Here is a 26468-nt window from a genome sequence, read left to right on the forward strand (position 1 = left end):
GACGCAACACCAAGGGGGGTATCCCATGTATCGCAGAACGCTTCTCTCCACCGCCGCGGCGCTCGCCCTCGGCCTCGGCCTGCCCGCCGCGGCGCAGGACGATCCGATGAAGGTCGGCTTCATCTACGTCGGCCCGATCGGCGACGGCGGCTGGACCTACACCCACAACGAGGGGCGCCTCGCCGTCGAGGAGCACTTCGGCGACGCGGTCGAGACCGTCTATCAGGAAAGCGTCCCCGAAGGCGCCGACGCCGCGCGCGCCATGACGCAGATGGCGCTCTCCGGCGCGGACATGATCTTCGCCACCTCCTTCGGCTACATGGACCAGGTCCTCGAGGTGGCCGCGCAGTTCCCCGACGTGACCTTCGAACACGCCACCGGCTACAAGCAGGCCGAGAATGTCGCGACCTACTCGGCGCGCTTCTACGAGGGCCGCGCGGTGATCGGCCACATCGCGGGCCGCATGACGGAAACGAACACCGTGGGCTACATCGCCTCCTACCCGATCCCGGAAGTGATCCGCGGCATCAACTCGGCCTACATCCACGCCAAGAAGGCCAACCCCGACGTCGAGTTCCGCGTGGTCTGGGCCTACACCTGGTTCGACCCGGCCAAGGAGGCCGACGCGGCGAGCGCGCTCATCGAGCAGGGCGCCGACGTGATCCTGCAGCACACCGACTCCACCGCCCCGCTCGCGGCGGCGGAATCGGCCGGCGACGTGATCGGCTTCGGTCAGGCCTCCGACATGGCCGAGTACAAGCCGTCGCCCCGCGTCTCCTCGATCCTCGACATCTGGGGCCCCTACTACATCGACCGGATCGAGGCCGTCATGGACGGCACCTGGGAAAGCGGCGACACTTGGCACGGCATCGGCGAGGGCATGGTCGGCATCGGCGAGATCACCGAGGCCGTGCCCGAAGAGGTCCGCGCCGAGGCGCTCGCGCTCAAGGAGCGCATCGCCTCCGGGGAGTATCACCCCTTCACCGGCCCGCTGAACAAGCAGGACGGCACCCCCTGGCTCGCCGAGGGCGAGACCGCCGACGACGGCACGCTCCTCGGCATGGACTTCTACGTCGAGGGGCTGACCGGCGAGATCCCGAACTGATCCCCGCCCGCCGCCCCGGCTCCCGTCCGGGGCGGCGGCCACGCCCAAACGCACCCCGCGACACCGGCAGGGCGAACAGCCCCAGGGACACCCGCCCGTCCCGCGCTTCTTCTTGGCCGAAATATCCCGGGGGAGTCGCGCGCCCCGCGCGCGACGGGGGCAGCGCCCCCATGCGACCGCCCACCCGAGGCGCCGCCGACAGACACCGCCGCACGACGCCGGCCGCCGGGCGGAAGGGGGCGCGCGCCCCCTTCCGCGCCGCCCCGGGCCGTGCGATGGTCCGGCCGATGACGACGCTCCGCTCTCCCGACGGCGCCCCGGCGCACCGCTTCGCCTTCGGCGCCATGCAGATCGGCGGCGCGGCGGACGCGGCCGCCTCCGCGGCCATGGTCGAGGCCGCCCTCGCCGCCGGCATCACCCATTTCGACACGGCCTACATCTACACCGAGGGCCGCTCGGAGGAGATCCTCGGCCGCCTCCTCCGCCCCCACCGCGACCGGGTCACGGTCGCGACGAAAGCCGGCTACGAGGGCGGCGCGGCGCCCGCGACGCTTCAGGCGCAGTTCGACGCGAGCCGCCGGCGGCTCGGGATGGACCGGGTGGAAATCCTCTATCTCCACCGCTGGGACCCGGAAACGCCGCTCGAGCGGACCATGGACTGGGTCGCCGGGGTGCAGGCGGCGGGGCACGTCGCGCGGATCGGCCTTTCGAACTTCGCCGCCTGGCAGGTGATGAAGGCGCAGGCGCTCGCCGCCGCGCGCGGCACGCGGATCGACGTGATTCAGCCGATGTACAACCTCGTCAAGCGGCAGGCGGAGGTCGAGCTCCTGCCGATGTGCGCGGCCGAGGGGATCCGGCCGGTAGCCTATTCGCCGCTCGGCGGCGGGCTGCTGACCGGCAAGTACGCGCAGCCGGGCGCCGCGGGCCGCCTCGCCGAGAACGACCGCTACGCCCGCCGCTACGGGCCGCGCTGGATGCACGCGGCCGCCGAAACCCTCGCGGAGATCGCGGCGGAGCGCGGCACGCATCCGGCGACCCTCGCCGCGGCCTGGGTGGCGGCGCATCCCGCCGGGCCGGTGCCGATCCTCTCGGCGCGCTCGGCCGAACAGCTCGCGCCCTCGCTCGCGGCGATCGATTTTCCGATGGACGACACGCTGCGCGTGCGGCTCTCGGCGCTCACGCCCGCGCCGCCGCCCGCCACCGACCGGCTGGAGGAACAGGAATGACCCGACGTCTCGACCTGCCCGACACGGCCTCCGTCGCCACGCCCGGCGACGGCGGCAAGCTCTGCGCGCCCTCGGCCGAGCGCAACGCCGGGCCGATCTGCGATCTGGTGGCGGCCCACGGCCCGGCCGCGGGCCGCGCGCTGGAACTCGCCTCCGGCACGGGGCAGCACGCCGTGGCGCTCGCGCGGCGCCTGCCGGACCTCGACTGGCAGCCGAGCGAGCCCGACGCCGAGCGCCGCGCCTCGATCCGGGCCTGGGCGGCGGAGGCGGATCTGCCCAACCTGCGCGACCCGGTGGAGATCGACGCGGCGCGCCCCGGCTGGTCGGCCGCGCACGGGACCTTCGACCTCGTCCTGCTCGTCAACCTCTTTCATCTGATCCCCGAGGACGACGCCCGCGCCATCGTCGCCGAGGTCGCGCGCGCCCTCGCGCCCGGGGGCGCCTTCATCCTCTACGGCCCCTTCATGCGCGGCGGCGAGCTCACCTCGGAGGGCGACGCGCGCTTCCACGCCAGCCTCACGGCGCAGGACCCCGCGATCGGCTACAAGGACGATTTCGACGTCACCGACTGGCTGCACGACGCGGGCCTGACCCTCGGCGCCCTGATCGAGATGCCGGCCAACAACCTCGCCTTCGTGGCGCGCGCACCGGGCTGAGCCGGGGCCGCGTTGCCCGCGGTCAATGCGCCGCGCCGCCCCTCCGCCGATCCTGCGCCTCTCAGGACAGGATGGAGGATCGGGATGCGTGGCTCATTCATCGCGGCGGCGACGGCGGCCGCCCTCGCCGGACATGTCGCGGCAGCGCAGGAGATGACGCTCGGCGAGGCGGAGTACCTGAACAGCTGCGCCAAGTGCCACGGCGCGTCCGGCGCGGGCGACGGCGTGCTCGCCGGGTACCTGACGGCCGAGGTCCCGGGCCTGACGCGGCTTCAGGCCGAGAACGGCGGCGTCTTTCCGGTCGCCCGCATGTACGATGTCATCGAGAACTCGGTCTCGGTCGAGGGCCACGGCAGCTCGGAGATGCCGGCCTGGGGGATGCGCTACAAGTATCGCGCGAACCGCGCGCTCGGCGAATACGCCGGGCCGGCCGACCGGGAGGCCTACATCGAGGCGCGCATCCTCGCCCTGATCGAGCACATATCGTCGCTGCAGACCGAGTGACGCAGCGTCCATCTGATCCGGATCAAGGTCGCCCCCGGCGGCCCGTGCTTTCTCGCGCGCGAAACGCAAGCGAGAGGGACAGGACATGGACTGGAAAAGCAAGCTCGACGCGACGCGCGACGACCTGCGCGTGCTGAACAAGGCGATCCCCGAGACGGCGCGCGCCTTCGGCGGCCTCGGCAAGACGGTCAAGGAGAGCGGCGCGCTCGACTTCAAGACCAAGGAATTCGTGGCGCTCGGCATCGCCGTGGCGACGAAGTGCGAGTCCTGCATCGCCATCCACATCGAGACGCTGATCAAGTGCGGCGCCACGCGCGACGAGGTCGCCGACGCGCTCGGCATGACGCTGCAGATGGGCGGCGGGCCGTCGATGATGTACGCGGCCAAGGCGCTCGCCTGCTACGACGCGCTCGCCGCGGCGGCCTGAGCGCGGCACCGCGGAGCGCCCCCGCGCGCGTCCCGCGGGACGCCGCCGCCGGGTTCTTTCCGGCGGCGGCTTGTTCTGCCCCGCGGCGCAATCTACATGACCCGGGATGGTCATTCGCCTCCCCTTGCTCTCACGGCGCCCGGTCGTGGCAGTGGTCCGCATGACCGGCATGATCGGCGGCGGCGGGCGCGCGACGCTCGACGACCGCTCCATCGCGCCGGCGATCGAACGCGCCTTCGCCCGCAAGCCCGACGCCGTCGCGCTCGAGATCAACTCGCCCGGCGGCTCGCCGGTACAGTCCTCGCTCATCGGCGCGCGCATCCGCCGCCTCGCCGACGAGAAGAAGATCCCCGTTCACGCCTTCGTGGAGGATGTGGCGGCCTCGGGCGGCTACTGGATCGCCGCGGCGGCGGACGACATCTGGGCCGACACGGGCTCGATCGTGGGCTCCATCGGGGTGATCTCGGCGAGCTTCGGCGCGCATGTCTTCCTGACCCGGCAGGGGCTGGAGCGGCGCATCTACACCGCCGGCAAGTCCAAGACGCTGCTCGACCCCTTCGAGCCGGAAAAACCCGAGGACGTGGCGCGCATCCGCCGCCTGCTCGATCAGCTGCACGGCAGCTTCATCGACCACGTCAAGACGCGGCGCGGCGACCGCCTCGCCGACGAGCCCGATCTCTACACGGGCGAGATCTGGGTGGGGCAGGCCGCGCGCGAGGTCGGGCTGATCGACGGCGTCGCGCATCTCCAGCCCAAGCTTCAGGAGCTCTACGGGGAGAAGGTGCGCCTGCGCCGCTACAGCGTGCGCCGGCCGTTCTTCGCCCGGCTCGGCGCCGGGGCGGTCGATCAGGCGATCGGCGGCCTCGAGGAACGCGCGGCCTACGCGCGCTTCGGCCTGTGACATGATCCTGAAGGTCACGGTTCTCTTCCTCGCCTTCATGGCCGTGCTGGCGATGTTCGGAAAGCTGCGGCTGCCGGGGCAGGACAGGCTCGCCGCACGCCGCTGCAAGCGCTGCGGGCGCTACCGGATCGGCAAGGGGCCCTGCCCCTGCGGCGAGGGAAAGGGCTGAGGCGATGACGGTCTGGCTGCTGACGGGGCTCGGCCTCGCCATACTGCTGCTCGCGGGCGACGCGCTGGTGAAGGGGGCGGTGAACCTCGCGCTGCGCCTCGGGGTGCCGGCGCTGATCGTCGGGCTGACGATCGTGGCCTTCGGCACCTCCGCGCCGGAGCTCCTGATCTCGGTCGAGGCGGTGCTGGCCGACGCGCCGGGCATCGCGCTCGGCAACGTGGTGGGCTCGAACACGGCGAACGTGCTCCTCGTGCTCGGGGTGCCGGCGCTGCTGACCGGGCTCGCGACGCGCGAGTGCGACACGCGCAAGAGCTACGTCGTGATGCTGGCGGCCTCGGTGCTCTTCATCGCGCTCGCCTTCACGGGCGCCTTCACCTGGTGGTCGGGGCTGATCCTGCTCGGCGCGCTGGCGCTCGTGCTCGGCGAGAACTTCGTGGAGGCGCGCGCGCATCACGCCGATCACGCCGCCGCCGAAGAGGTCGAGGAGCTCGAGGGCGCGGACCCCGAGATGCCCTGGTGGAAGATCGTGCTCTTCCTGGCGATCGGCCTCGTCGGGCTGCCGCTCGGCGCGAACCTCCTGATCGACAACGCGAGCGAGATCGCGCGCATGTACGGGGTCTCGGAGACGGTGATCGGGCTCACGCTGATCGCGCTCGGCACCTCCCTGCCCGAGCTCGCGACGACGGTGATGGCGGGGTTCCGCAAGCAGGCCGACGTCGCGCTCGGCAACGTGATCGGGTCGAACATGTTCAACCTTCTCGCGATCATCGGGATCACGTCGCTGATCGGCGACGTGCCCGTGACGCGGGAGTTCCTGACCCTCGATCTCTGGGTGATGCTCGGCGCGTCGCTCGCCCTCGTGCCCTTCGTGCTGTTGCGCCGCAATCTGACGCGGCTTTGGGGCGTCGTCTTGACCGCGGCCTACGTGGCCTACGTTCTCGTCCTGCTCAACTGAGGGAGAGGGGCATGGCACGGGCACTGGTGACCGGCGCGGGGGTGCGGCTGGGCCGCGCGATGGCGCTCTATCTGGCCGGGCGGGGCCACGACGTGGCCGTGCACTACGCCGGCTCGCGGGACGCGGCCGCGGCGACCGCCGCGGAGATCGAGGGGATGGGCCGGCGTGCCTGCACGCTGCAGGCGGACCTGCTGGAGGAGGATCAGATCGCGCCGCTCGTCGACCGCGCGGCCGAGGCGCTCGGCGGGCCGTTGACGGTGCTCGTCAACAACGCCTCCATCTTCGAATACGACCGGATCGAGACCGCCACCCGCGAAAGCTGGGACCGGCACTTCGGCAGCAACCTGCGCGCGCCTTTCGTGCTCACGCAGCGCTTCGCCGCGCAGGCGCCCGCCCCGGCGACCGACGCCGCCGGGGAGCCGGTGGCGCAGGCGCTCGTCGTGAACATGATCGATCAGCGGGTCTGGAAGCTGACGCCCGAGTTCGCGACCTACACGCTGGCCAAGGCGGGGCTCTGGACGCTGACGCGCACGGCCGCGCAGGGCCTCGCGCCGCGGGTGCGCGTGAACGCCATCGGCCCCGGCCCGACCCTGCAGGGCACGCGCCAGTCCGGGGACCATTTCGCGCGCCAGAGGGACGCCACCGTCCTGCGCCGCGGCGCCGATCCCGACGGCATCAATGCCGCGCTCGGCTACTTCCTCGACGCCACCGCGGTGACCGGGCAGATGCTCGCCGTGGACGGCGGACAGCACCTCGCCTGGCAGACGCCGGACGTGCTCGGGCCGGAGTGACGCGGCACCCGGCGCGGAGGTTATGCACGTCGCTGCGTCAAGCGGCGGCCCCTGTTACAAAAATGCTAAGTTTTTCATGTCCTTGCCGAAGGTCAGAAATTTTCCGTTTTCCTTCAATAGCTTAAAAAGTCGCACAAAAATTATGCAGCGCGACGAAGCCCCGTCAGGAAAAGGGAAAATCCGTGCGGCCCAGAATTCCTCTACAGAGTTGTCCACAGGAATCGGGGATGTCTTTCCCCTTGCCTTCGCGTCCCGCGGATTGCAGCGGGCCGGAGGGAATCGTATCTCGCTGACATGGTGGACACGACCTCCGACCCCGGGCCCGACACGCCGACCGGCCACGCCTGCATCCAGAGCTACCTGAAGACGCTGCCGGCCTCGCCCGGCGTCTACCGGATGCTCGATGCGCAGGCGCGGGTGCTCTACGTCGGCAAGGCGCGCAACCTGAAGGCGCGGGTGTCGAACTACGCCCGCCCCACGGGGCACAGCCCGCGGATCGCGCGCATGATCCGCGAGACGGCCTCGATGATGTTCCTGACCACGCGGACGGAGACCGAGGCGCTGCTCCTCGAGCAGAACCTCATCAAGCAGCTCAAGCCGCGCTACAACGTGCTCCTGCGCGACGACAAGAGCTTCCCGAACATCCTGCTGACCAAGGATCACGCCTATCCGATGATCCGCAAGCACCGCGGCGCCAAGACGCAGAAGGGCGCCTACTTCGGCCCCTTCGCGAGCGCGGGCGCGGTCAACCGGACGCTGAACCAGCTGCAGAAGGTCTTTCAGCTGCGCAACTGCTCGGATTCGATGTTCGAGAGCCGCACGCGGCCCTGCCTGCTCTACCAGATCAAGCGCTGCTCGGGGCCCTGCGTCGGGCTGATCTCGGAAGAGGACTACGCGGCGAGCGTGCGCGACGCCGAACGCTTCCTCTCCGGCCGCTCCACGAAAATCCAGGAAGACCTCGCCGCGCAGATGGCCGAGGCGGCCGAGGCCATGGAATTCGAGCGCGCCGCGGCGCTGCGCGACCGCATCCGCGCGCTGACGCAGGTACAGGGCGCGCAGGGCATCAACCCGCAGGGCGTCGCCGAGGCGGACGTGATCGCGCTCCACATGGAGGGCGGGCAGGCCTGCGTTCAGGTCTTCTTCATCCGCGCCAACCAGAACTGGGGCAACCGCGACTTCTACCCGCGCACCGGCGCCGACGTCTCCGAGGCCGAGGTGCTGGAGGCCTTCCTCGGGCAGTTCTACGACACCAAGGAGCCGCCGCGCCTGATCCTGCTGTCGCATCCGATCGAGAACACCGACCTGATGCAGGACGCGCTCTCGGACAAGCTCGGCCGCAAGGTCGAGATCGCGGTCCCGAAGCGCGGCGAGAAGGCGGAGCTCGTCGAGGGCGCGGCGCGCAACGCGCGCGAGAGCCTCGGGCGCAAGATGGCCGAGACCGCGACGCAGGCCAAGCTCCTGAAGGGCCTCGCCGAGGCGCTGGAGCTCGAGCGCACGCCGCGCCGGATCGAGGTCTACGACAACTCCCACATCATGGGCACCAACGCCGTCGGCGCGATGATCGTGGCGGGGCCCGAGGGCTTCGAGAAGAACCACTACCGCAAGTTCAACATCAAGGGCGAGGACCTGACGCCCGGCGACGACTTCGGCATGATGAAGGAGGTGCTGACCCGCCGGCTCAAGCGGCTCCTGAAGGAGGATCCGGACCGCACCTCCGAGGCCTGGCCCGATCTCCTGCTGATCGACGGCGGCGCCGGGCAGGTGAGCGCGGTGCAGGGCATCCTCGACGAGATGGGGCTCGGCGATCTGCCGATGGTGGGCGTCGCCAAGGGCCCCGACCGCGACGCCGGCAAGGAGGAGTTCCACCGCCCCGGCCGCCGGCCCTTCGCGCTGCGCCACAACGACCCGGTGCTCTACTTCGTGCAGCGCCTGCGCGACGAGGCGCACCGCTTCGCCATCGGGACCCACCGCGCCAAGCGGGCGAAGGCGGCGGCGGCGAACCCGCTCGACGAGGTGCCGGGCGTGGGCGCCTCCCGCAAGCGCGCGCTGCTCGCGCATTTCGGCTCCGCCAAGGCGGTGACGCGCGCCGATCTCGCCGATCTCAAGGCCGTCGAGGGCATCTCCGACGCGCTCGCCGAACGCATCTACGCACATTTCAACGACGGCTGAGCGGGCGATTTTTCGTACGAAAAATCGCCGCGGCGCCGCGCCGGGTCCGAAGACTTTTCGTACGAAAAGTCTTCGTCAGGCGAGCACGCCCTCCGCCGCCGCGCGGATCGCGCGGATGTTCTCGCCGTAGGGCGCGGGCGCGGCGGCCGACCCGCCCCGGAACACCGCGGAGCCCGCGACGAGGACGTCCGCGCCGGCCTCCGTCACGCGCGGCGCCGTAGCCGCGTCCACCCCGCCGTCGACCTCGAGGTGGATGGGCCGGTCGCCGATCATGCGCCGCAGCTCCGCGATCTTCGGAAGCTGGCTCGAAAGGAAGCTCTGCCCGCCGAAGCCCGGGTTCACCGTCATCACGCAGACGAGGTCCACCATGTCGAGCACCGGCGCCACCGCCGCCGCCGGCGTGGCCGGGTTGAGCGCGACGCCCGCCTTCACGCCGGCCGCGCGGATCGCCTGCAGCGTGCGGTGCAGGTGCGGGCCGGCCTCGACATGCGCGGTCAGGATGTCGGCGCCCGCCTCGGCGAAGGCCTCGATGAAGGGGTCCACCGGCGCGATCATCAGGTGCACGTCCATCACCGTGGCGACATGCGGGCGCAGCGCCTTGCACATGGCGGGGCCGAAGGTGATGTTCGGCACGAAGTGACCGTCCATCACGTCGACGTGGATCCAGTCGGCGCCCTGCGCCTCGGCAGCGCGGCACTCGGCGCCGAAGTCGGCGAAATCGGCGGCGAGGATGGAGGGGGCGATCTTGACGCGGGACATGGGGGCGACTCCGTGATGGCTGGCGCCGATATAGGCGCGGCGCGGCGCGCTGTCAGCCCGCCTTACCCGTCTTGCCCGCCTTGAACGGGGCCATGCCGGCGCGGGCGAGTTCGTCGGCGCGCTCGTTCTCGGGGTGGCCGGCGTGGCCGCGCACCCACTCCCAAGTGACGTCGTGGCGGTGCTGCGCGGCGTCGAGACGGCGCCAGAGCTCGGCGTTCTTCACCGGCTTCTTCGCCGAGGTCTTCCAGCCGTTCTTCTTCCAGCCGTGGATCCAGCCGGTCACGCCGTTCTTCACGTAGGCGCTGTCGGTGACGATGGTGACGGCGGACGGCCGCTCCAGCGCCTCGAGCGCCGCGATGGCGGCCATGAGTTCCATCCGGTTGTTGGTGGTCACGGCCTCGCCGCCCGTCATCTCGCGCTCCTTGAGGACGGTCTCGCCCTCCACGGCGCGCAGGAGCACGCCCCAGCCGCCGGGGCCCGGATTGCCGGAACAGGCACCGTCCGTGTAAGCAACTAGATGCGCCATGCGCGCCGCTCTACCCCCGGCGGGCGGGGGCGGCAAGGGCGGCCATGGCGACCCAGTCGGCCAACTCGCCGTCGAGCCCCGGATCGCGGCCCCGGCGCCGGGCGATCACCGTGAAGCCGGCGGCGGAGAGCAGCGCCGCCAGCTCGTCCTCGCCGTAGTAGGTGTAGAGCCGGCCGAGCGCATCGCGCCGCTCTCCTGCGCCGGTCTTGAGGGCGATGTGCAGCCGCCCGCCGGGCACCAGCGCCCGCGCGATCGCGGCGAGGTGGGCGGGCATCGCCGCGCGCGGCGCGTGCAGCAGGCTGAAGTTCGCCCAGACGCCGTGATAGACGCCCGCACCGGTGAGGGCGTCGAAATCCGCCTGCCACGCCGTGACGCCGGGGCGCGCGGCGGCGCGGCGCACCATCTCGGCCGAGGCGTCGGTCGCCGCCACGTCGAGGCCGGCGCGCGCCATGACCTCCGCGGCGAGGCCCGGCCCGCAGCCGAGATCCAGCACCCGCGCGCCCGCCGGCATCGCGGCGACGAAGGCCGCGAGGTCCGGATCGTCGCGCAGGCCCTGCGTCGCGTCCGCGTAGCGCGCGGCCTCCGCGTCGTAGACCGCCAGCGTCGCGCGGTCGGCGCTCACGCGAGGACGCCCACGGCGAGGCAGATCACCACGATCGCCGTCAGCAGCACGCGCAGCGTCATCCACCACGCCGGCGCGAGCCCGTAGCGCCAGAAGAGCCAGTCGAGGCCCAGAAGCCCGACGAAGCCCGCGATCAGGCTCGCGCCCGCCCAGACCGGCCCGCCGCCCGTCATGAAGAAGGCCCAGAGCGCCGGGATCACCGAGAGCGCGTAGCCGGTCGCGGCGACCTGCTCCTCGGCCTTCGTGGCGAAGCCCCAGAGCACGCCGGACATGAACGACAGGATGATCGCCCCGTAGAAGAGCATCACGTAGGGCCCGACGAAGCGCGGGCCGAGGGTCTGCACGCCCCAGGCCTGCAGCGCCGGGTCGATCACCGTCAGCGCGCCCCAGACGAAGGGGATCAGCCCGGCGAGGCCGAGCGCGAGCGGCGCGCGGGGAATGTCGGAAAGCCGTGTCATGGCCCGGGTTCTAGCGCCTCGCACGGCGGAGGGAAGCCCCCGCGGAGTCGCGGGCGAGAAGGTGGCCGGTCGCCGCAGCCCCATCGAGCGCAGGCACCCTGCGGCGGCGTGCAAGGGCGCAGGGGAAGGTCGCATCCGCCGAGGCGGCGGACAGGACGCCTCCCCGCCGGGTCGGACGCGCGCGGCGCAGGCTCGCCTTCACCCCCGGGGCGGCCCCACTCCGCACGGGCGCATGTCGCGCGCGGCCCCGGCGCGGTCCGCGCGGAGGCGGTGGATCGACCGCCGCCCTGCCCCGCGCGTCGCCCGGCGCCGGGGTGCAGAGGCTGCCCTCGACGGAATTGCCGCGCATCGAGGCCATACGCCGGGTCCGCCCTGTCGGGCGACCACCGGCGCGCACCAGGCCCCGCCGCGCGCTCCGGGCTCAGGCGCCCGCGGGCTCGCGGAGGACGCGGGGGACCTTGAAGTTGACGTCCTCCTGCGCGGTCTCGACCTCTTCCACCGTCACCGCGTAGCGCGCGCGGAAGGCGTCGATCACCTCCTGCACCAGTTCTTCGGGCGCGGAGGCGCCGGCGGTGACGCCCACCGAGCCGATCCCCTCGAGCGCGCGCCAGTCGATGTCGGCGGCGCGCTGCACGAGTTGCGCGTAGGCGCACCCGGCCCGGCGCCCCACCTCGACCAGCCGCTGCGAGTTCGAGGAGTTGGGCGCGCCCACCACCAGCATCGCGTCGGCGTGCGGCGCCATCGCCTTCACCGCCTCCTGCCGGTTGGTGGTGGCGTAGCAGATGTCCTCCTTGTGCGGGCCGACGATCGCCGGGAAGCGCGCCTGCAGCGCGGCGACGACATCGGCGGTGTCGTCCACCGAGAGGGTCGTCTGCGTCACGAAGGCGAGCTTCTCCGGATCGCGCACCGTCAGGGTCGCGACGTCCTCGGGCGTCTCGACGAGCAGCACCTCGCCCTCGGGCAGCTGGCCCATGGTGCCCGCGGTTTCGGGGTGGCCGGCGTGGCCGATCATCACGATCTGCAGCCCGTTGGCGTGGTGGCGCTCGGCCTCGATGTGGACCTTGCTGACCAGCGGGCAGGTGGCGTCCACGTAGAGCATCTCGCGCCGGGCGGCCTCGGCCGGGACGGCCTTCGGCACGCCATGGGCGGAGAAGATGACGGGGCGGTCGTCGGGGCATTCGTCCAGTTCCTCGACGAAGACCGCGCCCTTGGCGCGCAGGCCGTCGACGACATGGGCGTTGTGCACGATCTCGTGGCGGACGTAGACGGGCGCGCCCCATTTCTCGAGCGCCATTTCCACGATCTGGATCGCGCGGTCGACGCCGGCGCAGAACCCGCGCGGCGCGGCGAGGTAGAGGGTGAGGGCGGGCTTGGTCATGCGCGACTCCGGGCGTTTCGCCCCAGAGGTAATCGTCTCGCGCGCCGCGGTCCAGAACCCGCGCGCGCTGACGCGACCGTGACTTGACCGCGCGCCGCGCGCCGGGATGCTGGCGCCATGCGATGCACGCTCGCCCTTCTCGCCCTCATCGCCGGGCCCGCCGCCGCCGAGAGCCGCCTGCCTTCGGACGATCCGGCGCGGGTGGCGGCCGGCGCGGCGATCTACGACGCGCACTGCGCGGCCTGCCACGGCGCCGATCTGGAGGGCGAACCGGACTGGCGCCGCCCCGGACCCGACGGGCGCCTCCCCGCGCCGCCGCACGACGCGACGGGCCACACCTGGCACCACGCCGACGCGGTGCTGATCGACATCGTCACCCGCGGCACGGAGGCGGTCGTGGGCGGCGGCTACCGTTCGAACATGATGGGCTTCGGCGACGTGCTGACCGGGCGGGAGATCCGCGACGTGCTCGCCTACATCCGCAGTTCCTGGCCCCCGCGCGTGCAGGAGATCCACGACGAGGTGAACGCCGCCGCCCGCGCGGCGGAGTGACCTCAGCCGCCGAGCGCCGCCGCCGTGGCCCAGCCGAGGACGACGTAGCGCCCGGTCTTGGCGAGCGTGACGAGGACGAGGAACAGCGCGACCGGCGTGCGCATGAGCCCCGCGATCACCGTGAAGGCGTCGCCGAAGGGCGCCCAACTCAGCAGGAGCGTCCAGACGCCGCAGCGCCCCCAGATCGCCTGCGCGCGCGCCAGCTGCGCCGCGCTCGCCGGAAACCAGCGGCCCTGCGCGAGGCGCTCGCCCCCGCGCCCGAGGACGTAGTTGACCACCGCGCCGAGGGTGTTGCCCACCGACGCCACGACCACGAGCAGCGCGACCGGCGCCGCGCCGGCCGCCTGCATCCCGGCGAAGACGATCTCGGACTGGAAGGGCAGCACCGTCGCGGCGCCGAAGGCGGCGAGGAAAAGCCCCGTCAGCCCCGCGACGTCGGAGAGCACGGCGCGGGCGCGCTCACTCCCCGCTGCCGGAGGCCGGCACCTCGCGCGTGGCCTGCCCCTGCGGCTCGCGCGGGGGGCGGCCGATCACTTCCTTCAGGTCGTCGAGGTCGATGAAGTTGTCGGCCTGACGGCGCAGGTCGTCGGCGATCATCGGCGGCTGGCTCCGGATCGTGGAGACCACCGAGACCCGCACGCCCTGCCGCTGCAGGCTCTCGACGAGCGGCTTGAAGTCGCCGTCGCCCGAGAAGAGCACCATGTGGTCCATCCGCGGCGCGAGCTCCATCGCGTCCACGGCGAGCTCGATGTCCATGTTCCCCTTGACCTTGCGACGGCCCTGGCTGTCGGTGTACTCTTTCGCGGGTTTGGTCACCATGGCGAAGCCGTTGTAGTGCAGCCAGTCCACGAGCGGGCGGATCGGCGAATACTCCTCGCTCTCGACGAGCGCGGTGTAGTAGAAGGCGCGGAGCAGCTTGCCGCGCCGCATGAACTCCTGTCTCAGAAGCTTGTAGTCGATGTCGAACCCGAGCGCCTTCGCCGTGGCGTAGAGATTCGACCCGTCGATGAACAGCGCGAGCCGTTCGTCCTTGTAAAACATGTCACAATATCCTTTCGTCGCGCCGGCGCCCGCTTTTCCGGGCCGAGTGGAAGCCCTGCGCAAAAACGCCGGTATGCCGAGACCATAAGGACATTTGCGAATGGCACAAGGGCGAGACGCAGGGCCGGCGACGGGTGCGGAGGGAGCGCCCGCGCGCGCGCTCATAGCGCTGGGCGCCAATGCGCCCTTCGCCGGTCACGCGCCAGAGACGACGTTGCGCGAGGCGCTTGCGGACATCGCCACGGAAGGGGCGGAGGTCGTGGCGGTCAGCCGGTTCCACCGCACGCCGGCGTTCCCGCCGGGGGCCGGCCCCGATTTCGTGAACGCCGCGGCGGCGCTGGACTGGGCCGGCGACGCCGGGTCGCTGCTGGCGCTCCTGCACCGGGTGGAGGCGCGCCACGGGCGTGCGCGAGCGGTGCGCTGGGGGCCGCGGACGCTCGATCTGGACCTGATCGCGCTCGGCGACGCGGTGCGCCCCGACCGGGCGACCTTCGAGGCCTGGGCGGCGCTCGCGCCGGAGCGTCAGCGCCACGAGGCGCCGGAGCGGCTGATCCTGCCGCACCCCCGGATGCACGAACGCGCCTTCGTCCTCGTGCCGCTCGCCGAGATCGCGCCGGACTGGCGCCACCCGGTGCTCGGGCGCAGCGTCGCCGCGTTGACCGAGGCGCTGCCCGCGGCCGCGCGCGCGGAGGTGGTCGCGCTCTGACCCCGGCTTGCATTTTCCCGGCGCGCCCGTTATTTGCGTGTTTTCCCGCCGTGCGTCTGACAGACTGGAGTGCCTCAAATGGCCCGCGTTACCACCGAGGATTGCGTCGACAAGGTCCCGAACCGTTTCGAGCTGGTGATGCTCGCCGCGCACCGGGCGCGCGAGATCGCGGCCGGCAGCCCGCTTTCGGTCGAGCGCGACAACGACAAGAACCCGGTCGTCGCGCTGCGCGAGATCGCCGAGGAGACGCAGCAGGCCGGTGACCTGCGCGAGCGCATGATCGAGGCGAACCAGACCCAGATCGAGGTGGACGAGCCCGAAGAGGATTCGATGGCGCTCCTGATGGGCGGCGGCAGCGAGGCCGACGCGCCCTCCGAGGACGAGATGCCGGACGAAGCGCTGCTGCGCCAGCTCATGGAAGCGCAGGGCGAGAAATGAGGGCGGCCGGCCGCCCACCCCGCGCATGACCGCGCCGGCGGCGGCCGAGGCCGGGCTGGACGCGGGCGAGCTGATCGCGCGCGTCCGCGCCTACAACCCCCGCGCCAACGCCCGGCTGCTCTCCGAGGCCTTCGACTACGGCCGCGCCATGCACGAGGGGCAGTTCCGCCACTCGGGCGAGCCCTATTTCACGCATCCGGTCGCGGTGGCCGAGATCCTCGCCGGGCAGCGCCTCGACGACGCGACGATCGCCACGGCCCTCCTGCACGACACCGTCGAGGACACGAAATCCACCCACGCCGAGATCGAGCGGCGATTCGGCGCCGAGATCGCGGCGCTGGTGGACGGGGTGACCAAGCTCACCAACCTGCAGCTCTCCTCGACCGAGACGCAGCAGGCCGAGAACTTCCGCAAGCTCTTCATCGCCATGTCCAAGGACGTGCGCGTGATCCTCGTCAAGCTCGCGGACCGGCTCCACAACATGCGCACCATCAAGGCCATGCGCCCCGAGAAGCAGGCCAAGAAGGCACGCGAGACCATGGACATCTACGCGCCGCTCGCGGGCCGCATGGGCATGCAGTGGATGCGCGAGGAGCTCGAGGATCTCGCCTTCCGCGTGCTCAACCCCGAGGGCCGGGCGAGCATCATGCGCCGGTTCATCACCCTTCAGAAGGCCGCCGGCGACGTGGTGCCGCGCATCACCGGCGACATGCGCCTCGAGCTCGAGAAGGTCGGCATCGAGGCCGAGGTCTTCGGCCGCGCCAAGAAGCCCTACTCGATCTGGCGCAAGATGCAGGAGAAGCAGCTCGCCTTCTCGCGGCTCTCCGACATCTACGGCTTCCGCGTCATCACCGACAGCGAGATGGACTGCTACCGCGCGCTCGGCGCGATCCATCAGCGCTGGCGCGCGGTGCCCGGCCGCTTCAAGGACTACATCAGCCAGCCGAAGTCGAACGGCTACCGCTCCATCCACACGACCGTCTCGGGGCGCGACGGCAAGCGCGTCGAGGTGCAGATCCGCACCCGCGAGATGCACGACGTGGCCGAGGCGGGCGTCGCCGCGCACTGGTCCTACAAGGGCGGCGTGCGCGCCGAGAACCCCTTCGCCGTGGACCCGACCAAATGGGTCGCCCAGCTGACCGAGCAGTTCGACGCCGAGGACGACCACGAGAGCTTCCTCGAGGCCGTGAAGCTCGAGATGTATTCCGACAAGGTGTTCTGCTTCACGCCGAAGGGGGACGTGGTGAAGCTGCCACGGGGCGCGACGCCGATCGACTACGGCTTCGCGATCCACACGCGCATCGGCTCGGCCTGCGTCGGCGCCAAGGTGGACGGGCTGCGCGTGCCGCTCTGGACGCGGCTCAAGAACGGGCAGTCGGTCGAGATCATCACCGCCGAGGGACAGGTGCCGCAGCCCGCATGGCTCGATATCGCGATCACCGGCAAGGCCCGCGCCGCGATCCGCAAGAGCCTGCGCGAACAGGACCGCGCGCGCTTCGTCCGGCTCGGGCGCGAACTCGCGCGGTCGGCTTTCGAGAACCTCGGCAAGAAGGCGACCGACAAGACGCTCGAGACCGCCGCGAAGAAACTGCGCCTCGGCGGGCGGGACGAGGTGCTGGCGCGGCTCGGCTCGGCCGAGCTGACCGCGCGCGACGTGGTGGAGGCCGTCTATCCCGACCTCGCGCCCGAGCCCACCGAGGAGATCGACACCCGCCGCGCCGTCGTCGGCCTCGGCCCGGGGCAGAACTTCAAGCGCGCGCCCTGCTGTCAGCCGCTGCCGGGCGAGCGCATCGTCGGCATCGCCCGGCGCGGGCGCGGCGTCGAGGTGCACGCCATCGACTGCGAGGCGCTCGCCGCCTTCGAGGATCAGCCCGCGCGCTGGATGGACCTGCACTGGTCCGCCGGCACCCACCCGCCCGTCTACACGGTGAGCCTCGACGTCACCATCGGCAACGACGCGGGCGTGCTGGGGCGGATTTGCACATTGATCGGCGAGCAGAAGGCCAATATCTCCGACCTGAAATTCGTGGACCGGAAGCCCGACTTCTACCGGCTGCTGATCGACGTCGACCTGCGCGACGCGGAACATCTGCACTCGGTGGTCTCGGCGCTCGAGGCCGAGAGCGACGTGGCGGCGGTGGACCGCTTCCGCGATCCCTCGGCCGCCGGCCCGTCGGAGGCTCGGGCGAGCTAGGGAAGAGCGACCTTTGGTCTTCAAACGCCGCGACAAGCGCCCCTGGTGGAAGATCATGGCCGAGGCGCTCTGGCCCCGGGGCGGCTGGCGGCGCGCCTTCCGCTATGTCCAGCACCGGCTGAACCGCCTGCCCGGCTCGCCCGAACGCATCGGGCGCGGCATCTGGTCCGGCATCTTCGTAACCTTCACGCCCTACTTCGGCTTGCACTTCGTGATGTCGGCGCTGCTCGCCTGGGCGATCCGCGGGAACGTCATCGCGGCGCTGCTGGCGACCTTCTTCGGCAATCCGCTGACCTTCCTGCCGATCGCGGTGATCTCGCTGCAGACCGGGCACCTCGTGCTCGGCACCGAGTTCGAGGAAGGCGCGCAGAGTTCGCTCTGGGACAAGTTCGCCGTGGCCGGGCGCGATCTGAACGACAATTTCTGGGCCTTCATGCAGGGCGCGCCGCAGGACTGGAGCGGGCTCGCCGCGTTCTGGGGCGAGGTGCTCTGGCCCTACACCGTGGGCGGGCTGATCGCCGGTTTCTTCGCGGCGAGCGCGGTCTATCTGCTCACGGTGCCGGTGATCCGGGCCTATCAGAAGCGCCGCGCGGCGAAAATCCGGCGCAGTCTCGACGCCAAGCTGCTGAAGATCCGCCGCCGGCACGCCGCGGGGGCTGACGCCGGGCGCGGACCGGAGTAGCTCTTGGCGCACCAGCCGAAAGGAGGCTCAGAATGCCCCACCCTGCCCTGCGCCTCGGCGTGAACATCGACCACGTCGCCACCGTGCGCAACGCGCGCGGCGGCGCCACGCCCGATCCGGTGCGGGCCGCACGGCTCGCCGAGGAGGCCGGCGCCGACGGGATCACCGCGCATCTGCGCGAGGACCGGCGCCACATCGCCGACGCCGACATCGAGGGGCTGATGGGCGCGCTGCGCGTGCCGCTCAACTTCGAGATGGCGGCGACCGACGAGATGCAGGCGATCGCGCTGCGCCACCGCCCGCACGCCGTCTGCCTCGTGCCCGAGCGGCGCGAGGAGCGCACGACCGAGGGCGGCCTCGACGTCGCCGGCGACGCAGCGCGGCTCGCCGACTTCATCGCGCCGCTGCGCGACGCGGGCTGCCGGGTCTCGCTCTTCATCGCCGCCGACCGGGATCAGATCGGCGCCGCGCACCGCGTCGGCGCCGAGGTGGTGGAGCTGCACACCGGCGCCTATTGCGACGCCCACGCGGAGGGCCGCACCGGGGACCGCGACGCCGAGCTCGCGCGGATCACCGAGATGGCGATGGTCGCCGACGGCCTCGGCCTCGAGGTGCACGCGGGCCATGGGCTGACCTACGACACCGTCGCCCCCGTCGCCGCCCTGCCGGAGGTGCGCGAGCTCAACATCGGGCACTTCCTGATCGGCGAGGCGATCTTCCGCGGGCTCGGTCCGGCGATCGCGGAGATGCGTCGCCGCATGGACGCCGCGCGCGGCTGAGCGATGGAGACGCCGCGCCCGACCCCCGTGCCGATCCTGCTGCGCCGCTGGGCGGTCGCGGCGCTCGCCGCCCTCGCCGGGCTACTCGCCCTCTGGCAGCTCGAAGGCGCGCGCTCCGGCGTGGCGATCGAGCGCTTCGCCATAGGCGAGACGCCGGTGACCCGCTACGCCGCGCCGGGCGCCGACGGCCCGCTCGTCGTGGTCGCCCACGGCTTCGCCGGCTCGCGGCAGATGATGCAGGCGTATTCGCTGGCGCTCGCGCAGGCGGGCTACGTCGCCTGGGCCTTCGACTTCGAGGGGCACGGCCGCAACCCGGTGCCCATGTCGGGCGACGTGGACAGCATCGACGGCACGACGCAGCGCCTGATCGACCAGACGCTCCGCGTGGTGGAGGCGGGCGTCTCGCGCGAGGGGCGGCCGGGCGACGTCGCGCTCCTCGGGCATTCCATGGCGACCGACATCATCATCCGCGCCGCGCTTGCCGACGACCGGATCGGCCCCGTGGTCGCCATCTCGCCCTTCAGCCAGGCGGTGACGGCGGAGGCGCCCGAGCGGCTCCTCATGATCACCGGGGAATGGGAGCCGGGCCTGCGCGACTTCGCGCGCCGCGCGCTGCGCATGGTCGATCCGGAGGCCGACGAGGGCGAGACCGCACGCGCCGGCGGGGTGGTGCGCCGCGCCGTCGTCGCGCCGCTCGCCGAGCATGTCGCGGTGCTTTATTCGAAGCGCGGCCGCGCGGAGGCCGTCGCATGGCTCGACGCCGCCTACGACCGCACGAGCGAGACGCCCGTGCCGCGCACCGGGCCATGGGTCCTCGTGCTCTTCGTCGCGGTCGTGGCGCTCGCCTGGCCGCTCTCGCACCTGCTACCCGCCCGGCGGGTGGAGCGCGATCCCCTGCCCCCGCGGCGCTTCGCGCTCGCGGTCGCCGCGCCGGCGGTGGTGGCGCCCATCCTGGCGGTGCCGCTCGAGGTCGGGGTTCTGCCGGTCCTCGTGGCCGATTACCTCGCCCTGCATCTGCTGATCTACGGTGGTCTCCAACTTGCGCTGCTCGCGCGCTTCGGCGTGCCGCTCGGCCGCGTCTCGCCCGTGGCCGCCGGGGCGCTCCTTCTCTGGGGGCTCGCGGTCTTCGGCTTCCTGCTCGACCGTTACGGCGCGAACTTCTGGCCCACGGCGGAGCGCGGCTGGATCATCCTCGCGCTGGCGGCCGGCGCGGTGCCCTTCATGCTGGCCGACGCGCTGATCACCCTCGGCGGGCAGGCACCGCTCTGGCAGCGGCTCGCCGCGCGCGCGGGGTTCTTCGCCTCGCTCGGCCTCGCGCTGGCGCTCGACTTCGGGGGGCTCTTCTTCCTCCTGCTGATCGCGCCGGTGATCCTGCTCTTCTACCTGCTCTACGGGCTGATGGGCCGCTGGGCCGCCCGGTCGGGCGGCGCGGCGGGCCCCGGCCTCGCCCTCGGCCTGATCCTCGCCTGGGCGCTCGGCGTCAGCTTTCCGCTCTTCGCGGGGTGAGGGCATGATCCTCGGCATCGGCACCGATCTCGCCAACATCGAGCGCATCGCCGGCACGCTGGAGCGGTTCGGCGGGCGGTTCCGCGATCGGGTCTTCACCGAGGAGGAGCAGAGGAAGGCCGAGCGGCGGCGCGACGTCGCCGGCACCTACGCCAAGCGCTGGGCGGCGAAGGAGGCGTGTTCCAAGGCGCTCGGCACCGGGCTGCGCATGGGCATCGCCTGGAAGGACATGCATGTCACGAACATCCGCACCGGGCAGCCGGTGATGCATGTCACCGGCTGGGCGGCGCGGCGGCTGGAGGAGCTCACGCCGGCGGGGCACGCGGCGGTGATCCACGTCACGCTGACCGACGATCACCCATGGGCGCAGGCCTTCGTCGTGATCGAGGCGCACCCGGTGGCGGGCACGCCGCCCGCTTGACACCTCCCGCCCCCGCGCCCATGAAGCGCGCGGTCACCGGGGCGGGGATACGGGCATGGACGACGAAAAAAGCTGGGGCGGCGCGATCGCCGAGACGCTGAAGACGATCGTCTACGCCCTGCTGATCGCGGGCGTCTTCCGGACGCTCTTCTTTCAGCCGTTCTGGATCCCCTCCGGCTCGATGAAGGACACGCTGCTGATCGGCGATTTCCTCTTCGTCAACAAGATGACCTACGGCTATTCCTACGCCTCCTGTCCCTCGGTGCGCATCCCGGCCGTCGGGCTCGACATCGACGCCGAGGATCTCTGCGGCTGGATGCAGGGGGGCGACGGGCGGCTCTTCGGCGGCATGCCCGAGCGCGGCGACGTCGCCGTGTTCCGTCATCCGGTCTCGGGGCGCGACTTCATCAAGCGCATCGTCGGCCTGCCCGGCGACCGGGTGCAGATGCGCGACGGGCGGCTGCACATCAACGGCGAGGCGGTCACGCTGGCGCCCGACGGCACCTTCGAGGAGGTGATGCGCCCGCAGGGGCCGCAGGGCATCCGCCCGCGCTGCGCCAACGCGCCGGTCGGCACCGGCGCCACCTGCATCAAGGAGAAGTTCGAGGAGAGCTTCCCCAACGGCGAGACGCATTCGGTGCTGAACATCGGGCGGCAGGCCTCGGACGACACGCCGGTCTACACGGTGCCCGACGGGCATTTCTTCCTGATGGGCGACAACCGCGACAACTCCTCCGACAGCCGGGTGCCGCAGCAGATCGGCGGCGTGGGCATGGTACCCTACGCCGACCTCATCGGCCGGGCGGACCGGGTGATGTTCTCCTCGGCCGGTCGATCCATGCTATTCTTCTGGACATGGCGCGGCGACAGGTTCTTCGAGAAGATCGAGTGACGCTCTCGGCCGACCTGCGCGCCTTCGAGGGGCGGATCGGGCACCGCTTCACGCGGCCCGAGCTCCTGCGGCAGGCGGTGACGCACGGCTCCGTGGCGACGCCCGGGCGCACGGACAACCAGCGGCTGGAGTTCCTGGGCGACCGGGTGCTCGGCCTCGTCATGGCCGAGGCGCTGCTCGCCGCCGACCCGGAGGCCACCGAGGGCCAGCTTGCGCCGCGCTTCAACGCGCTCGTGCGCAAGGAAACCTGCGCCGAGGTCGCGCGCGAGGTGGGCCTCGGCGACGTGCTGAAGCTCGGCCGCTCCGAGATGATCTCGGGCGGGCGGCGCAAGATGGCGCTTCTGGGCGACGGGATGGAGGCGGTGATCGCCGCGGTCTATCTCGACGCGGGGCATGCCGCAGCGCGCGATCTGGTGCTGCGGCTCTGGGGCGCGCGCATCGGGCGCGTGGAGGCCGACGCGCGCGACGCCAAGACCGCGCTGCAGGAATGGGCGCAGGCCCGGCGCATGCCGCCGCCCGCCTACGCCGAGGTCGCGCGCGAGGGCCCGGACCACGCGCCCCGCTTCACCATCGAGGCGCGCCTCGCCGACGGCCGCGCGGCGCGCGCCGAGGCGGGATCGAAACGACAGGCCGAACAGGCGGCGGCGCAGGCGCTGCTCGCCGAGCTGGAGGAGACGCGTCAGCCGTGACGCGCAGCATCGTAACGTCCTTTCTGTTTGGCGGCGGCCCGCCAAAGCCGCTTGCGCACACCGTTGGGCTCAAGATGGCGGTAACGTCCGCCGGAAAACTTCGCCCAGTCGAGTGCGAGCCCTTGGCGGACGAGCTCGGCACCGAGGTCACGCCCGTCGGGCAGGTAGCAGACCGCGACGCCGCGCTGGTAAGACACGGCCTCCTGCAGTTCCGCTCTAACGATCTGCCCCCGGCACAGGCTGATCAGCGCCGCTCGCGATTTCCTGCCCCATGGGTGGTGAAGCTCAGGCGCATCGATCCCGGCGAGTCGGATGTGGCAGCCATCGATGACAATGGTATCTCCGTCGATGACGTGGCATCGGTTCTCCAGGACTTGCCGGGTCGCCGGAGGACTGTCAGCACCAGATGGACGGGCCGGAGCAGGATGCGGCCGTCGCTTTCCATGCTCGACAATCGCGCGACGCGAGGATTTGAGGAGCCAGCGAATGATCATCGTTTCCCCCGGAACAGGGAGCCAGCCCTACGTCTGCGCCGCACGGTGGCGCCGGCGCCGGCCACAAGTCGGGAGGCTATTCAGCGCCACGGCGTCGCGCAAGTCCGCGAGGGGAGGCATGAGGCAATGACCACCCGCGCAGGCTTCGCGGCCCTGATCGGCGAGCCGAACGCCGGCAAGTCGACGCTGACCAACCGCATGGTGGGGGCCAAGGTCTCCATCGTCACCCACAAGGTGCAGACGACGCGCGCGCGCATCCGCGGCGTGGCGATCGAGGGCGACGCGCAGATCGTCTTCGTCGACACGCCCGGGCTTTTCGCGCCGCGCCGCCGGCTCGACCGGGCGATGGTCGCCGCCGCCTGGGGCGGCGCGGCGGACGCCGACGTGGTCGTGCTGCTGGTCGAGGCGCACCGCGGGCTGACACCGGGCGTCGAGGAGATCCTCGCCCGCCTCGAGGAGGTCGCGGGCGACCGGCCCGTGGCGCTCGCCATCAACAAGATCGACCGCGTGAAGGCGGAGGCGCTGCTGGGCCTCTCGAAGACGCTCAACGACCGCTTCGACTTCGCCCGAACCTTTATGATCTCGGCCGAGAAGGGCCACGGCGTCGAGGACCTGCGCCGCTGGCTCGCCGGGATGATGCCGGAGGGGCCGTGGCTCTACCCCGAGGATCAGATCGCGGACCTGCCGCTGCGAATGCTCGCCGCCGAGATCACGCGCGAAAAGGCGACTCTGCGCCTGCATCAGGAACTGCCCTACCAGCTCACCGTCGAGAGCGAGAACTGGGAGGAGCGCAAGGACGGCGCCGCGCGCGTGGATCAGGTGATCTACGTCGCCCGCGAGGGGCACAAGGGCATCGTGCTCGGCCACCGGGGCGAGACGATCAAGGCGATCTCGCAGGCCGCGCGCGAGGAGCTCGAGGACTTCCTCGGCCGCAAGATCCACCTTTTCGTGCAGGTCAAGGTGCGCGAGCGCTGGATGGACGAGGCGGAGCGCTACGCGCAGATGGGCCTCGACTTTTCCGGGGGCGGCTAACGCGCGGAGAGCCAGCGCCAGGCCACCCAGCCGCCCGCGCCCAGCAGCGCGAGGTTGCCGAGCGGCAGCAGGACGATCCAGAGCCCCGGCAGCAGCCCCGCGGCGGCCGCGAGGTTCGCGGCGAGGCCGAAGGCGACGGCGCACCAGACGAGGCGGGGCAGCTCGGGCATGGGGCGAAGGTAACGCGCCCAGCCCCGCGCGCAAGACGAGGGAGACGCCACCATGGCCCGGCTGACCGCGGATTTCTGGGTGAGGGCCTATCTCGCCCGGCTGCAGGCCGAGGGTATCCCGGCCTACGTCGCCGCGCGCGGCGACGCCCACGCCGGCGCGGTGATCGTCAAGCTCGCCACCCTCGACGGCCGCGCGCAGGCCTTCGTGCGCCGCTGGGACCTCGAGACCGGCGCGCGGCGCTGGGAGGTGCTGACCGAGGGGCCGGAGGCCGAGGTGGACGCCGCCCTCGTGCGGCAGCGCCGCACCGACCCCGATCTCTGGATCGTCGAGGTGGAGGACCGCGCCGGGCGCCACCTACTGGATGAGCCGGGCCTCTCGGACTGATCGCGCCGCCCGGCGGCCCGCCCACCGCAGCGCGGCAGGCGCGCCCGAGCCGGGGGCGGAAGGCGGCCACCGTCCGGCCCCGTCGATCTGCTGTCCCGCACGTCGCGCGCCGGGCGCGCCCCGATCCTTCAAGCCGGCACGGAGCGGCAGGCGCACCCTTAGCCGGGGGCCAAAGGCGACCACCACCCAGCTCTCCTTCCCCGTCGATCTGCTGTCATGCACGTCCGTCGCCGGGGCCGCACCCCGATCCTCCAAGCCGGCACAGAGCGGCAGGCGCATCGCCACGCCGACAGCCGAACGCGCCCGCAAGGCGAGGCACGCACCGCCCAGCGGCTCCTGCCCTTTCAACCCGCTGTCCCGCAGGCCGCGCGCCGGGCGCGTCCGGCCCGTGGCGGCAGGCGCCCCGCAGCTCGACAGCGGTCACGCCAAGGGGTACCAAACGCGCGCCGCCCGTCCGCGCGCCGGGCCTGACGTCCGGCTGCGGCTTGCGCCTGTCCGGCCCGCCATATCGTCGCCCGACCGGGCCGGCCTGCGCATCCAGTCAGACCGGCCCGCCACCCTTGCCGCGCGGCGGGCGGCACGGGATACTGCGCCCATGATCGAATGGCGCGACAGCGCGCTCCTTCTCTCGGCCCGCCCCCACGGCGAGGCGAACGCCATCGTCGAGGTCTTCACCGAGACGCAGGGCCGCCACGCGGGCGTCGTGCGCGGCGGGGGCTCGCGCCGCATGGCGCCCGTCCTGCAGCCCGGCGCGCAGCTCGACGTGACATGGCGCGCGCGGCTCTCCGAGCACATCGGCGCCTTCACCGTCGAGCCCCAGCGCGCCCGCGCCGCGGCGGCCATGGGCGACCGGCGCACGCTCGCCGGGCTGCGCGCGGTGACGGCGCTCCTCGCCTTCTGCCTGCCCGAGCGCGCGCCGCACCCCGAGCTCTACCGCCGCTCCGTCGCGCTTATGGACCTTTTGCCCGAGCGCGCGCTCTGGCCGCTCGGCTACCTGCGCTGGGAGCTCGCGCTCCTCTCCGAGATGGGCTTCGGCCTCGACCTCACCGCCTGCGCGGCGACCGGCGCGACCGAGGACCTCGCCTATGTCTCGCCGCGCACGGGCCGCGCCGTCTCGCGCGCGGGGGCCGGGGACTGGGCCGATCGGCTGCTGCCCCTGCCTCCCTGTCTTCTGGGCGAGGGCGCGGCGCCGGACGCCGAGATCGCCGCGGCGCTCGGCACGACGGGGCATTTCCTGCACCACCACCTCGCCCCGCAGTTGGGCGACCGCCCGGTGCCGGAGGCGCGCCGGCGGTTCGTCGACCTCTTGGCGCGCGCGCCGGCATGAGCGCGCGCGACGGCGAAGAGGCGCTCGGGGTCGACCCAGCGGCGGAGGCCTTCGCGGGCGTCGCGGCGATCGGGCGCATCCGGTCGGCCTGGCGCCCTGGCGATTGCCCGCGCAACCTCCGCGAGGCCCGCGCGCACGGCGGCGGTGCCGCGCGGCTCGAGATCGACGCGCCCTATCGCCCCGGCCTGCGCGGCATCGCGGCGGGGCAGTGGATCTGGCTTCTGGCGTGGTACGGCGACAAGCGGCGCGACCTGATCGTGCAGGCCCCGGCCCATGCCGACGGCCCGCGCGGCACCTTCGCGCTCCGCTCGCCCGTGCGCCCCAACCCTGTCACCTTGCAACTCGTCCGCGTCACCGCGCTCGACGAAGACAGCGGCCACGTGGCGATCGACGCGACCGACGCCTTCGACGGCACGCCGCTCCTCGACGTGAAGCCGTGGATCGACACGGTGGACCAGCCGCCGACGGCGTGAGACGGCCGGCTCACCCGGCGCGCGGCCACGCGCGCCCCCGC

The 26468-nt window shown here is 72.2% G+C and carries 33 protein-coding genes; 24 read left to right on the forward strand and 9 right to left on the reverse strand.

Annotation, left to right across the window (positions count from 1 at the left end; genetic code table 11):
* Positions 1-25: 25 nt before the first annotated feature.
* From DRV84_RS02880 to uvrC, 10 genes are all read left to right on the forward strand, one after another.
* Positions 26-1105: a BMP family ABC transporter substrate-binding protein gene (locus tag DRV84_RS02880; RefSeq protein WP_115978352.1), complete on the forward strand. Its 1080-nt coding sequence runs from the start codon at positions 26-28 to the stop codon at positions 1103-1105.
* A gap of 287 nt (positions 1106-1392) precedes the next feature.
* Positions 1393-2331, forward strand: a complete 939-nt coding sequence (locus DRV84_RS02885) for an aldo/keto reductase (protein WP_115978480.1) — start codon at positions 1393-1395, stop codon at positions 2329-2331.
* A complete protein-coding gene (locus DRV84_RS02890; protein WP_115978353.1) occupies positions 2328-2987 on the forward strand; it encodes a DUF938 domain-containing protein in 660 nt (219 codons plus the stop codon). Before DRV84_RS02885 ends, DRV84_RS02890 begins: the two co-directional genes overlap by 4 nt.
* A gap of 84 nt (positions 2988-3071) precedes the next feature.
* Entirely contained in the window at positions 3072-3491 is a 420-nt protein-coding gene (locus DRV84_RS02895) for a c-type cytochrome (protein WP_115978354.1), read from the forward strand.
* Between the two features lie 85 nt (positions 3492-3576).
* Positions 3577-3918: a carboxymuconolactone decarboxylase family protein gene (locus DRV84_RS02900; RefSeq protein WP_115978355.1), complete on the forward strand. Its 342-nt coding sequence runs from the start codon at positions 3577-3579 to the stop codon at positions 3916-3918.
* A 106-nt stretch (positions 3919-4024) separates the two neighbouring features.
* Positions 4025-4819, forward strand: coding sequence for a S49 family peptidase (locus DRV84_RS02905; RefSeq protein WP_115978356.1), 795 nt, complete (start codon positions 4025-4027; stop codon positions 4817-4819).
* A 1-nt stretch (position 4820) separates the two neighbouring features.
* Positions 4821-4988 (forward strand): hypothetical protein, encoded by a 168-nt coding sequence (locus tag DRV84_RS15760; RefSeq protein ID WP_192881388.1) that lies wholly within the window; start codon positions 4821-4823, stop codon positions 4986-4988.
* A gap of 4 nt (positions 4989-4992) precedes the next feature.
* Positions 4993-5943, forward strand: coding sequence for a calcium/sodium antiporter (locus DRV84_RS02910; protein ID WP_115978357.1), 951 nt, complete (start codon positions 4993-4995; stop codon positions 5941-5943).
* Between the two features lie 11 nt (positions 5944-5954).
* Positions 5955-6734: an SDR family oxidoreductase gene (locus DRV84_RS02915; protein WP_115978358.1), complete on the forward strand. Its 780-nt coding sequence runs from the start codon at positions 5955-5957 to the stop codon at positions 6732-6734.
* A gap of 294 nt (positions 6735-7028) precedes the next feature.
* Positions 7029-8903 carry an excinuclease ABC subunit UvrC gene (uvrC, locus tag DRV84_RS02920; RefSeq protein WP_115978359.1) on the forward strand — a complete coding sequence of 625 codons (1875 nt, stop codon included), beginning with the start codon at positions 7029-7031 and terminating at the stop codon, positions 8901-8903.
* Positions 8904-8978: 75 nt separating this feature from the next.
* Here the strand turns inward: uvrC and rpe are convergent, their stop codons facing one another.
* From rpe to ispH, 5 genes are all read right to left on the reverse strand, one after another.
* Positions 8979-9662 carry a ribulose-phosphate 3-epimerase gene (rpe, locus tag DRV84_RS02925; RefSeq protein ID WP_115978360.1) on the reverse strand — a complete coding sequence of 228 codons (684 nt, stop codon included), beginning with the start codon at positions 9660-9662 and terminating at the stop codon, positions 8979-8981.
* A 52-nt stretch (positions 9663-9714) separates the two neighbouring features.
* Complete coding sequence (rnhA, locus tag DRV84_RS02930; protein WP_115978361.1) at positions 9715-10188, reverse strand: ribonuclease HI; 474 nt, start codon at positions 10186-10188, stop codon at positions 9715-9717.
* A 10-nt stretch (positions 10189-10198) separates the two neighbouring features.
* Entirely contained in the window at positions 10199-10810 is a 612-nt protein-coding gene (locus tag DRV84_RS02935) for a class I SAM-dependent DNA methyltransferase (protein ID WP_115978362.1), read from the reverse strand.
* A complete protein-coding gene (locus tag DRV84_RS02940) occupies positions 10807-11268 on the reverse strand; it encodes a DUF3429 domain-containing protein (RefSeq protein ID WP_115978363.1) in 462 nt (153 codons plus the stop codon). The genes DRV84_RS02935 and DRV84_RS02940 overlap by 4 nt, the downstream gene beginning before the upstream one ends.
* A gap of 421 nt (positions 11269-11689) precedes the next feature.
* A complete protein-coding gene (gene ispH, locus DRV84_RS02945; protein ID WP_115978364.1) occupies positions 11690-12646 on the reverse strand; it encodes a 4-hydroxy-3-methylbut-2-enyl diphosphate reductase in 957 nt (318 codons plus the stop codon).
* Between the two features lie 117 nt (positions 12647-12763).
* On the opposite strand from ispH, the gene DRV84_RS02950 reads away from it, so the two are divergent.
* Entirely contained in the window at positions 12764-13198 is a 435-nt protein-coding gene (locus DRV84_RS02950; RefSeq protein WP_115978365.1) for a c-type cytochrome, read from the forward strand.
* A 2-nt stretch (positions 13199-13200) separates the two neighbouring features.
* On the opposite strand, the gene DRV84_RS02955 is transcribed toward DRV84_RS02950, so the two are convergent.
* On the reverse strand, positions 13201-13644 hold the full coding sequence (locus tag DRV84_RS02955; RefSeq protein WP_115978366.1) for a YqaA family protein: 444 nt from the start codon (positions 13642-13644) through the stop codon (positions 13201-13203).
* A gap of 13 nt (positions 13645-13657) precedes the next feature.
* Positions 13658-14239: a LabA-like NYN domain-containing protein gene (locus DRV84_RS02960; RefSeq protein WP_115978367.1), complete on the reverse strand. Its 582-nt coding sequence runs from the start codon at positions 14237-14239 to the stop codon at positions 13658-13660.
* A 100-nt stretch (positions 14240-14339) separates the two neighbouring features.
* Between DRV84_RS02960 and folK the strand changes: the two genes are divergently transcribed.
* The 9 genes from folK to rnc all read left to right on the forward strand — a co-directional run bounded on the left by folK (position 14340) and on the right by rnc (position 22546).
* Complete coding sequence (folK, locus tag DRV84_RS02965) at positions 14340-14945, forward strand: 2-amino-4-hydroxy-6-hydroxymethyldihydropteridine diphosphokinase (RefSeq protein WP_115978368.1); 606 nt, start codon at positions 14340-14342, stop codon at positions 14943-14945.
* A 78-nt stretch (positions 14946-15023) separates the two neighbouring features.
* Positions 15024-15383: a DNA-directed RNA polymerase subunit omega gene (gene rpoZ, locus DRV84_RS02970; RefSeq protein WP_115978369.1), complete on the forward strand. Its 360-nt coding sequence runs from the start codon at positions 15024-15026 to the stop codon at positions 15381-15383.
* A gap of 25 nt (positions 15384-15408) precedes the next feature.
* Positions 15409-17577, forward strand: coding sequence for a RelA/SpoT family protein (locus tag DRV84_RS02975; protein WP_115978370.1), 2169 nt, complete (start codon positions 15409-15411; stop codon positions 17575-17577).
* A gap of 13 nt (positions 17578-17590) precedes the next feature.
* Positions 17591-18259, forward strand: coding sequence for a DUF2062 domain-containing protein (locus DRV84_RS02980; RefSeq protein ID WP_115978371.1), 669 nt, complete (start codon positions 17591-17593; stop codon positions 18257-18259).
* 32 nt (positions 18260-18291) lie between these two features.
* Positions 18292-19038 (forward strand): pyridoxine 5'-phosphate synthase, encoded by a 747-nt coding sequence (locus DRV84_RS02985; RefSeq protein WP_115978372.1) that lies wholly within the window; start codon positions 18292-18294, stop codon positions 19036-19038.
* 3 nt (positions 19039-19041) lie between these two features.
* Positions 19042-20544 (forward strand): alpha/beta hydrolase, encoded by a 1503-nt coding sequence (locus tag DRV84_RS02990; RefSeq protein WP_115978373.1) that lies wholly within the window; start codon positions 19042-19044, stop codon positions 20542-20544.
* A gap of 4 nt (positions 20545-20548) precedes the next feature.
* Positions 20549-20965, forward strand: a complete 417-nt coding sequence (acpS, locus tag DRV84_RS02995) for a holo-ACP synthase (protein WP_115978374.1) — start codon at positions 20549-20551, stop codon at positions 20963-20965.
* 55 nt (positions 20966-21020) lie between these two features.
* A complete protein-coding gene (gene lepB, locus DRV84_RS03000) occupies positions 21021-21857 on the forward strand; it encodes a signal peptidase I (protein ID WP_115978375.1) in 837 nt (278 codons plus the stop codon).
* Positions 21854-22546, forward strand: a complete 693-nt coding sequence (gene rnc, locus DRV84_RS03005) for a ribonuclease III (protein WP_115978376.1) — start codon at positions 21854-21856, stop codon at positions 22544-22546. The genes lepB and rnc overlap by 4 nt, the downstream gene beginning before the upstream one ends.
* On the opposite strand, the gene DRV84_RS03010 is transcribed toward rnc, so the two are convergent.
* Positions 22537-23040: a thermonuclease family protein gene (locus DRV84_RS03010; RefSeq protein WP_115978377.1), complete on the reverse strand. Its 504-nt coding sequence runs from the start codon at positions 23038-23040 to the stop codon at positions 22537-22539. The genes rnc and DRV84_RS03010 overlap by 10 nt on opposite strands.
* 126 nt (positions 23041-23166) lie before the next feature.
* Here DRV84_RS03010 and era point away from each other — a divergent pair, with 126 nt between their 5' ends.
* A complete protein-coding gene (gene era, locus DRV84_RS03015; protein ID WP_115978378.1) occupies positions 23167-24072 on the forward strand; it encodes a GTPase Era in 906 nt (301 codons plus the stop codon).
* On the opposite strand, the gene DRV84_RS15555 is transcribed toward era, so the two are convergent.
* Entirely contained in the window at positions 24069-24242 is a 174-nt protein-coding gene (locus DRV84_RS15555; RefSeq protein ID WP_158547734.1) for a hypothetical protein, read from the reverse strand. The genes era and DRV84_RS15555 overlap by 4 nt on opposite strands.
* A 52-nt stretch (positions 24243-24294) precedes the next feature.
* On the opposite strand from DRV84_RS15555, the gene DRV84_RS03020 reads away from it, so the two are divergent.
* The 3 genes from DRV84_RS03020 to DRV84_RS03030 all read left to right on the forward strand — a co-directional run bounded on the left by DRV84_RS03020 (position 24295) and on the right by DRV84_RS03030 (position 26427).
* On the forward strand, positions 24295-24627 hold the full coding sequence (locus tag DRV84_RS03020) for a DUF1491 family protein (RefSeq protein ID WP_115978379.1): 333 nt from the start codon (positions 24295-24297) through the stop codon (positions 24625-24627).
* 598 nt (positions 24628-25225) lie between these two features.
* On the forward strand, positions 25226-25954 hold the full coding sequence (gene recO / locus DRV84_RS03025) for a DNA repair protein RecO (protein ID WP_115978481.1): 729 nt from the start codon (positions 25226-25228) through the stop codon (positions 25952-25954).
* Entirely contained in the window at positions 25951-26427 is a 477-nt protein-coding gene (locus DRV84_RS03030; RefSeq protein ID WP_115978380.1) for a TrmO family methyltransferase domain-containing protein, read from the forward strand. Before recO ends, DRV84_RS03030 begins: the two co-directional genes overlap by 4 nt.
* Positions 26428-26468: the final 41 nt, after the last annotated feature.

The organism is Rhodosalinus sediminis (genome assembly GCF_003385555.1).
GTDB classification, from domain to species: domain Bacteria; phylum Pseudomonadota; class Alphaproteobacteria; order Rhodobacterales; family Rhodobacteraceae; genus Rhodosalinus; species Rhodosalinus sediminis.

Coding starts and splice junctions, on each gene's coding strand:
- DRV84_RS02880 (WP_115978352.1), top strand. CDS start 26: ATGTATCGCAGAACGCTTCTCTCCACCGCCGCGGCGCTCGCCCTCGGC.
- DRV84_RS02885 (WP_115978480.1), top strand. CDS start 1,393: ATGACGACGCTCCGCTCTCCCGACGGCGCCCCGGCGCACCGCTTCGCC.
- DRV84_RS02890 (WP_115978353.1), top strand. CDS start 2,328: ATGACCCGACGTCTCGACCTGCCCGACACGGCCTCCGTCGCCACGCCC.
- DRV84_RS02895 (WP_115978354.1), top strand. CDS start 3,072: ATGCGTGGCTCATTCATCGCGGCGGCGACGGCGGCCGCCCTCGCCGGA.
- DRV84_RS02900 (WP_115978355.1), top strand. CDS start 3,577: ATGGACTGGAAAAGCAAGCTCGACGCGACGCGCGACGACCTGCGCGTG.
- DRV84_RS02905 (WP_115978356.1), top strand. CDS start 4,025: ATGGTCATTCGCCTCCCCTTGCTCTCACGGCGCCCGGTCGTGGCAGTG.
- DRV84_RS15760 (WP_192881388.1), top strand. CDS start 4,821: ATGATCCTGAAGGTCACGGTTCTCTTCCTCGCCTTCATGGCCGTGCTG.
- DRV84_RS02910 (WP_115978357.1), top strand. CDS start 4,993: ATGACGGTCTGGCTGCTGACGGGGCTCGGCCTCGCCATACTGCTGCTC.
- DRV84_RS02915 (WP_115978358.1), top strand. CDS start 5,955: ATGGCACGGGCACTGGTGACCGGCGCGGGGGTGCGGCTGGGCCGCGCG.
- uvrC (WP_115978359.1), top strand. CDS start 7,029: ATGGTGGACACGACCTCCGACCCCGGGCCCGACACGCCGACCGGCCAC.
- rpe (WP_115978360.1), bottom strand. CDS start 9,662: ATGTCCCGCGTCAAGATCGCCCCCTCCATCCTCGCCGCCGATTTCGCC.
- rnhA (WP_115978361.1), bottom strand. CDS start 10,188: ATGGCGCATCTAGTTGCTTACACGGACGGTGCCTGTTCCGGCAATCCG.
- DRV84_RS02940 (WP_115978363.1), bottom strand. CDS start 11,268: ATGACACGGCTTTCCGACATTCCCCGCGCGCCGCTCGCGCTCGGCCTC.
- ispH (WP_115978364.1), bottom strand. CDS start 12,646: ATGACCAAGCCCGCCCTCACCCTCTACCTCGCCGCGCCGCGCGGGTTC.
- DRV84_RS02950 (WP_115978365.1), top strand. CDS start 12,764: ATGCGATGCACGCTCGCCCTTCTCGCCCTCATCGCCGGGCCCGCCGCC.
- DRV84_RS02960 (WP_115978367.1), bottom strand. CDS start 14,239: ATGTTTTACAAGGACGAACGGCTCGCGCTGTTCATCGACGGGTCGAAT.
- folK (WP_115978368.1), top strand. CDS start 14,340: ATGGCACAAGGGCGAGACGCAGGGCCGGCGACGGGTGCGGAGGGAGCG.
- rpoZ (WP_115978369.1), top strand. CDS start 15,024: ATGGCCCGCGTTACCACCGAGGATTGCGTCGACAAGGTCCCGAACCGT.
- DRV84_RS02975 (WP_115978370.1), top strand. CDS start 15,409: ATGACCGCGCCGGCGGCGGCCGAGGCCGGGCTGGACGCGGGCGAGCTG.
- DRV84_RS02985 (WP_115978372.1), top strand. CDS start 18,292: ATGCCCCACCCTGCCCTGCGCCTCGGCGTGAACATCGACCACGTCGCC.
- DRV84_RS02990 (WP_115978373.1), top strand. CDS start 19,042: ATGGAGACGCCGCGCCCGACCCCCGTGCCGATCCTGCTGCGCCGCTGG.
- acpS (WP_115978374.1), top strand. CDS start 20,549: ATGATCCTCGGCATCGGCACCGATCTCGCCAACATCGAGCGCATCGCC.
- lepB (WP_115978375.1), top strand. CDS start 21,021: ATGGACGACGAAAAAAGCTGGGGCGGCGCGATCGCCGAGACGCTGAAG.
- DRV84_RS03010 (WP_115978377.1), bottom strand. CDS start 23,040: ATGATCATTCGCTGGCTCCTCAAATCCTCGCGTCGCGCGATTGTCGAG.
- era (WP_115978378.1), top strand. CDS start 23,167: ATGACCACCCGCGCAGGCTTCGCGGCCCTGATCGGCGAGCCGAACGCC.
- DRV84_RS15555 (WP_158547734.1), bottom strand. CDS start 24,242: ATGCCCGAGCTGCCCCGCCTCGTCTGGTGCGCCGTCGCCTTCGGCCTC.
- DRV84_RS03020 (WP_115978379.1), top strand. CDS start 24,295: ATGGCCCGGCTGACCGCGGATTTCTGGGTGAGGGCCTATCTCGCCCGG.
- DRV84_RS03030 (WP_115978380.1), top strand. CDS start 25,951: ATGAGCGCGCGCGACGGCGAAGAGGCGCTCGGGGTCGACCCAGCGGCG.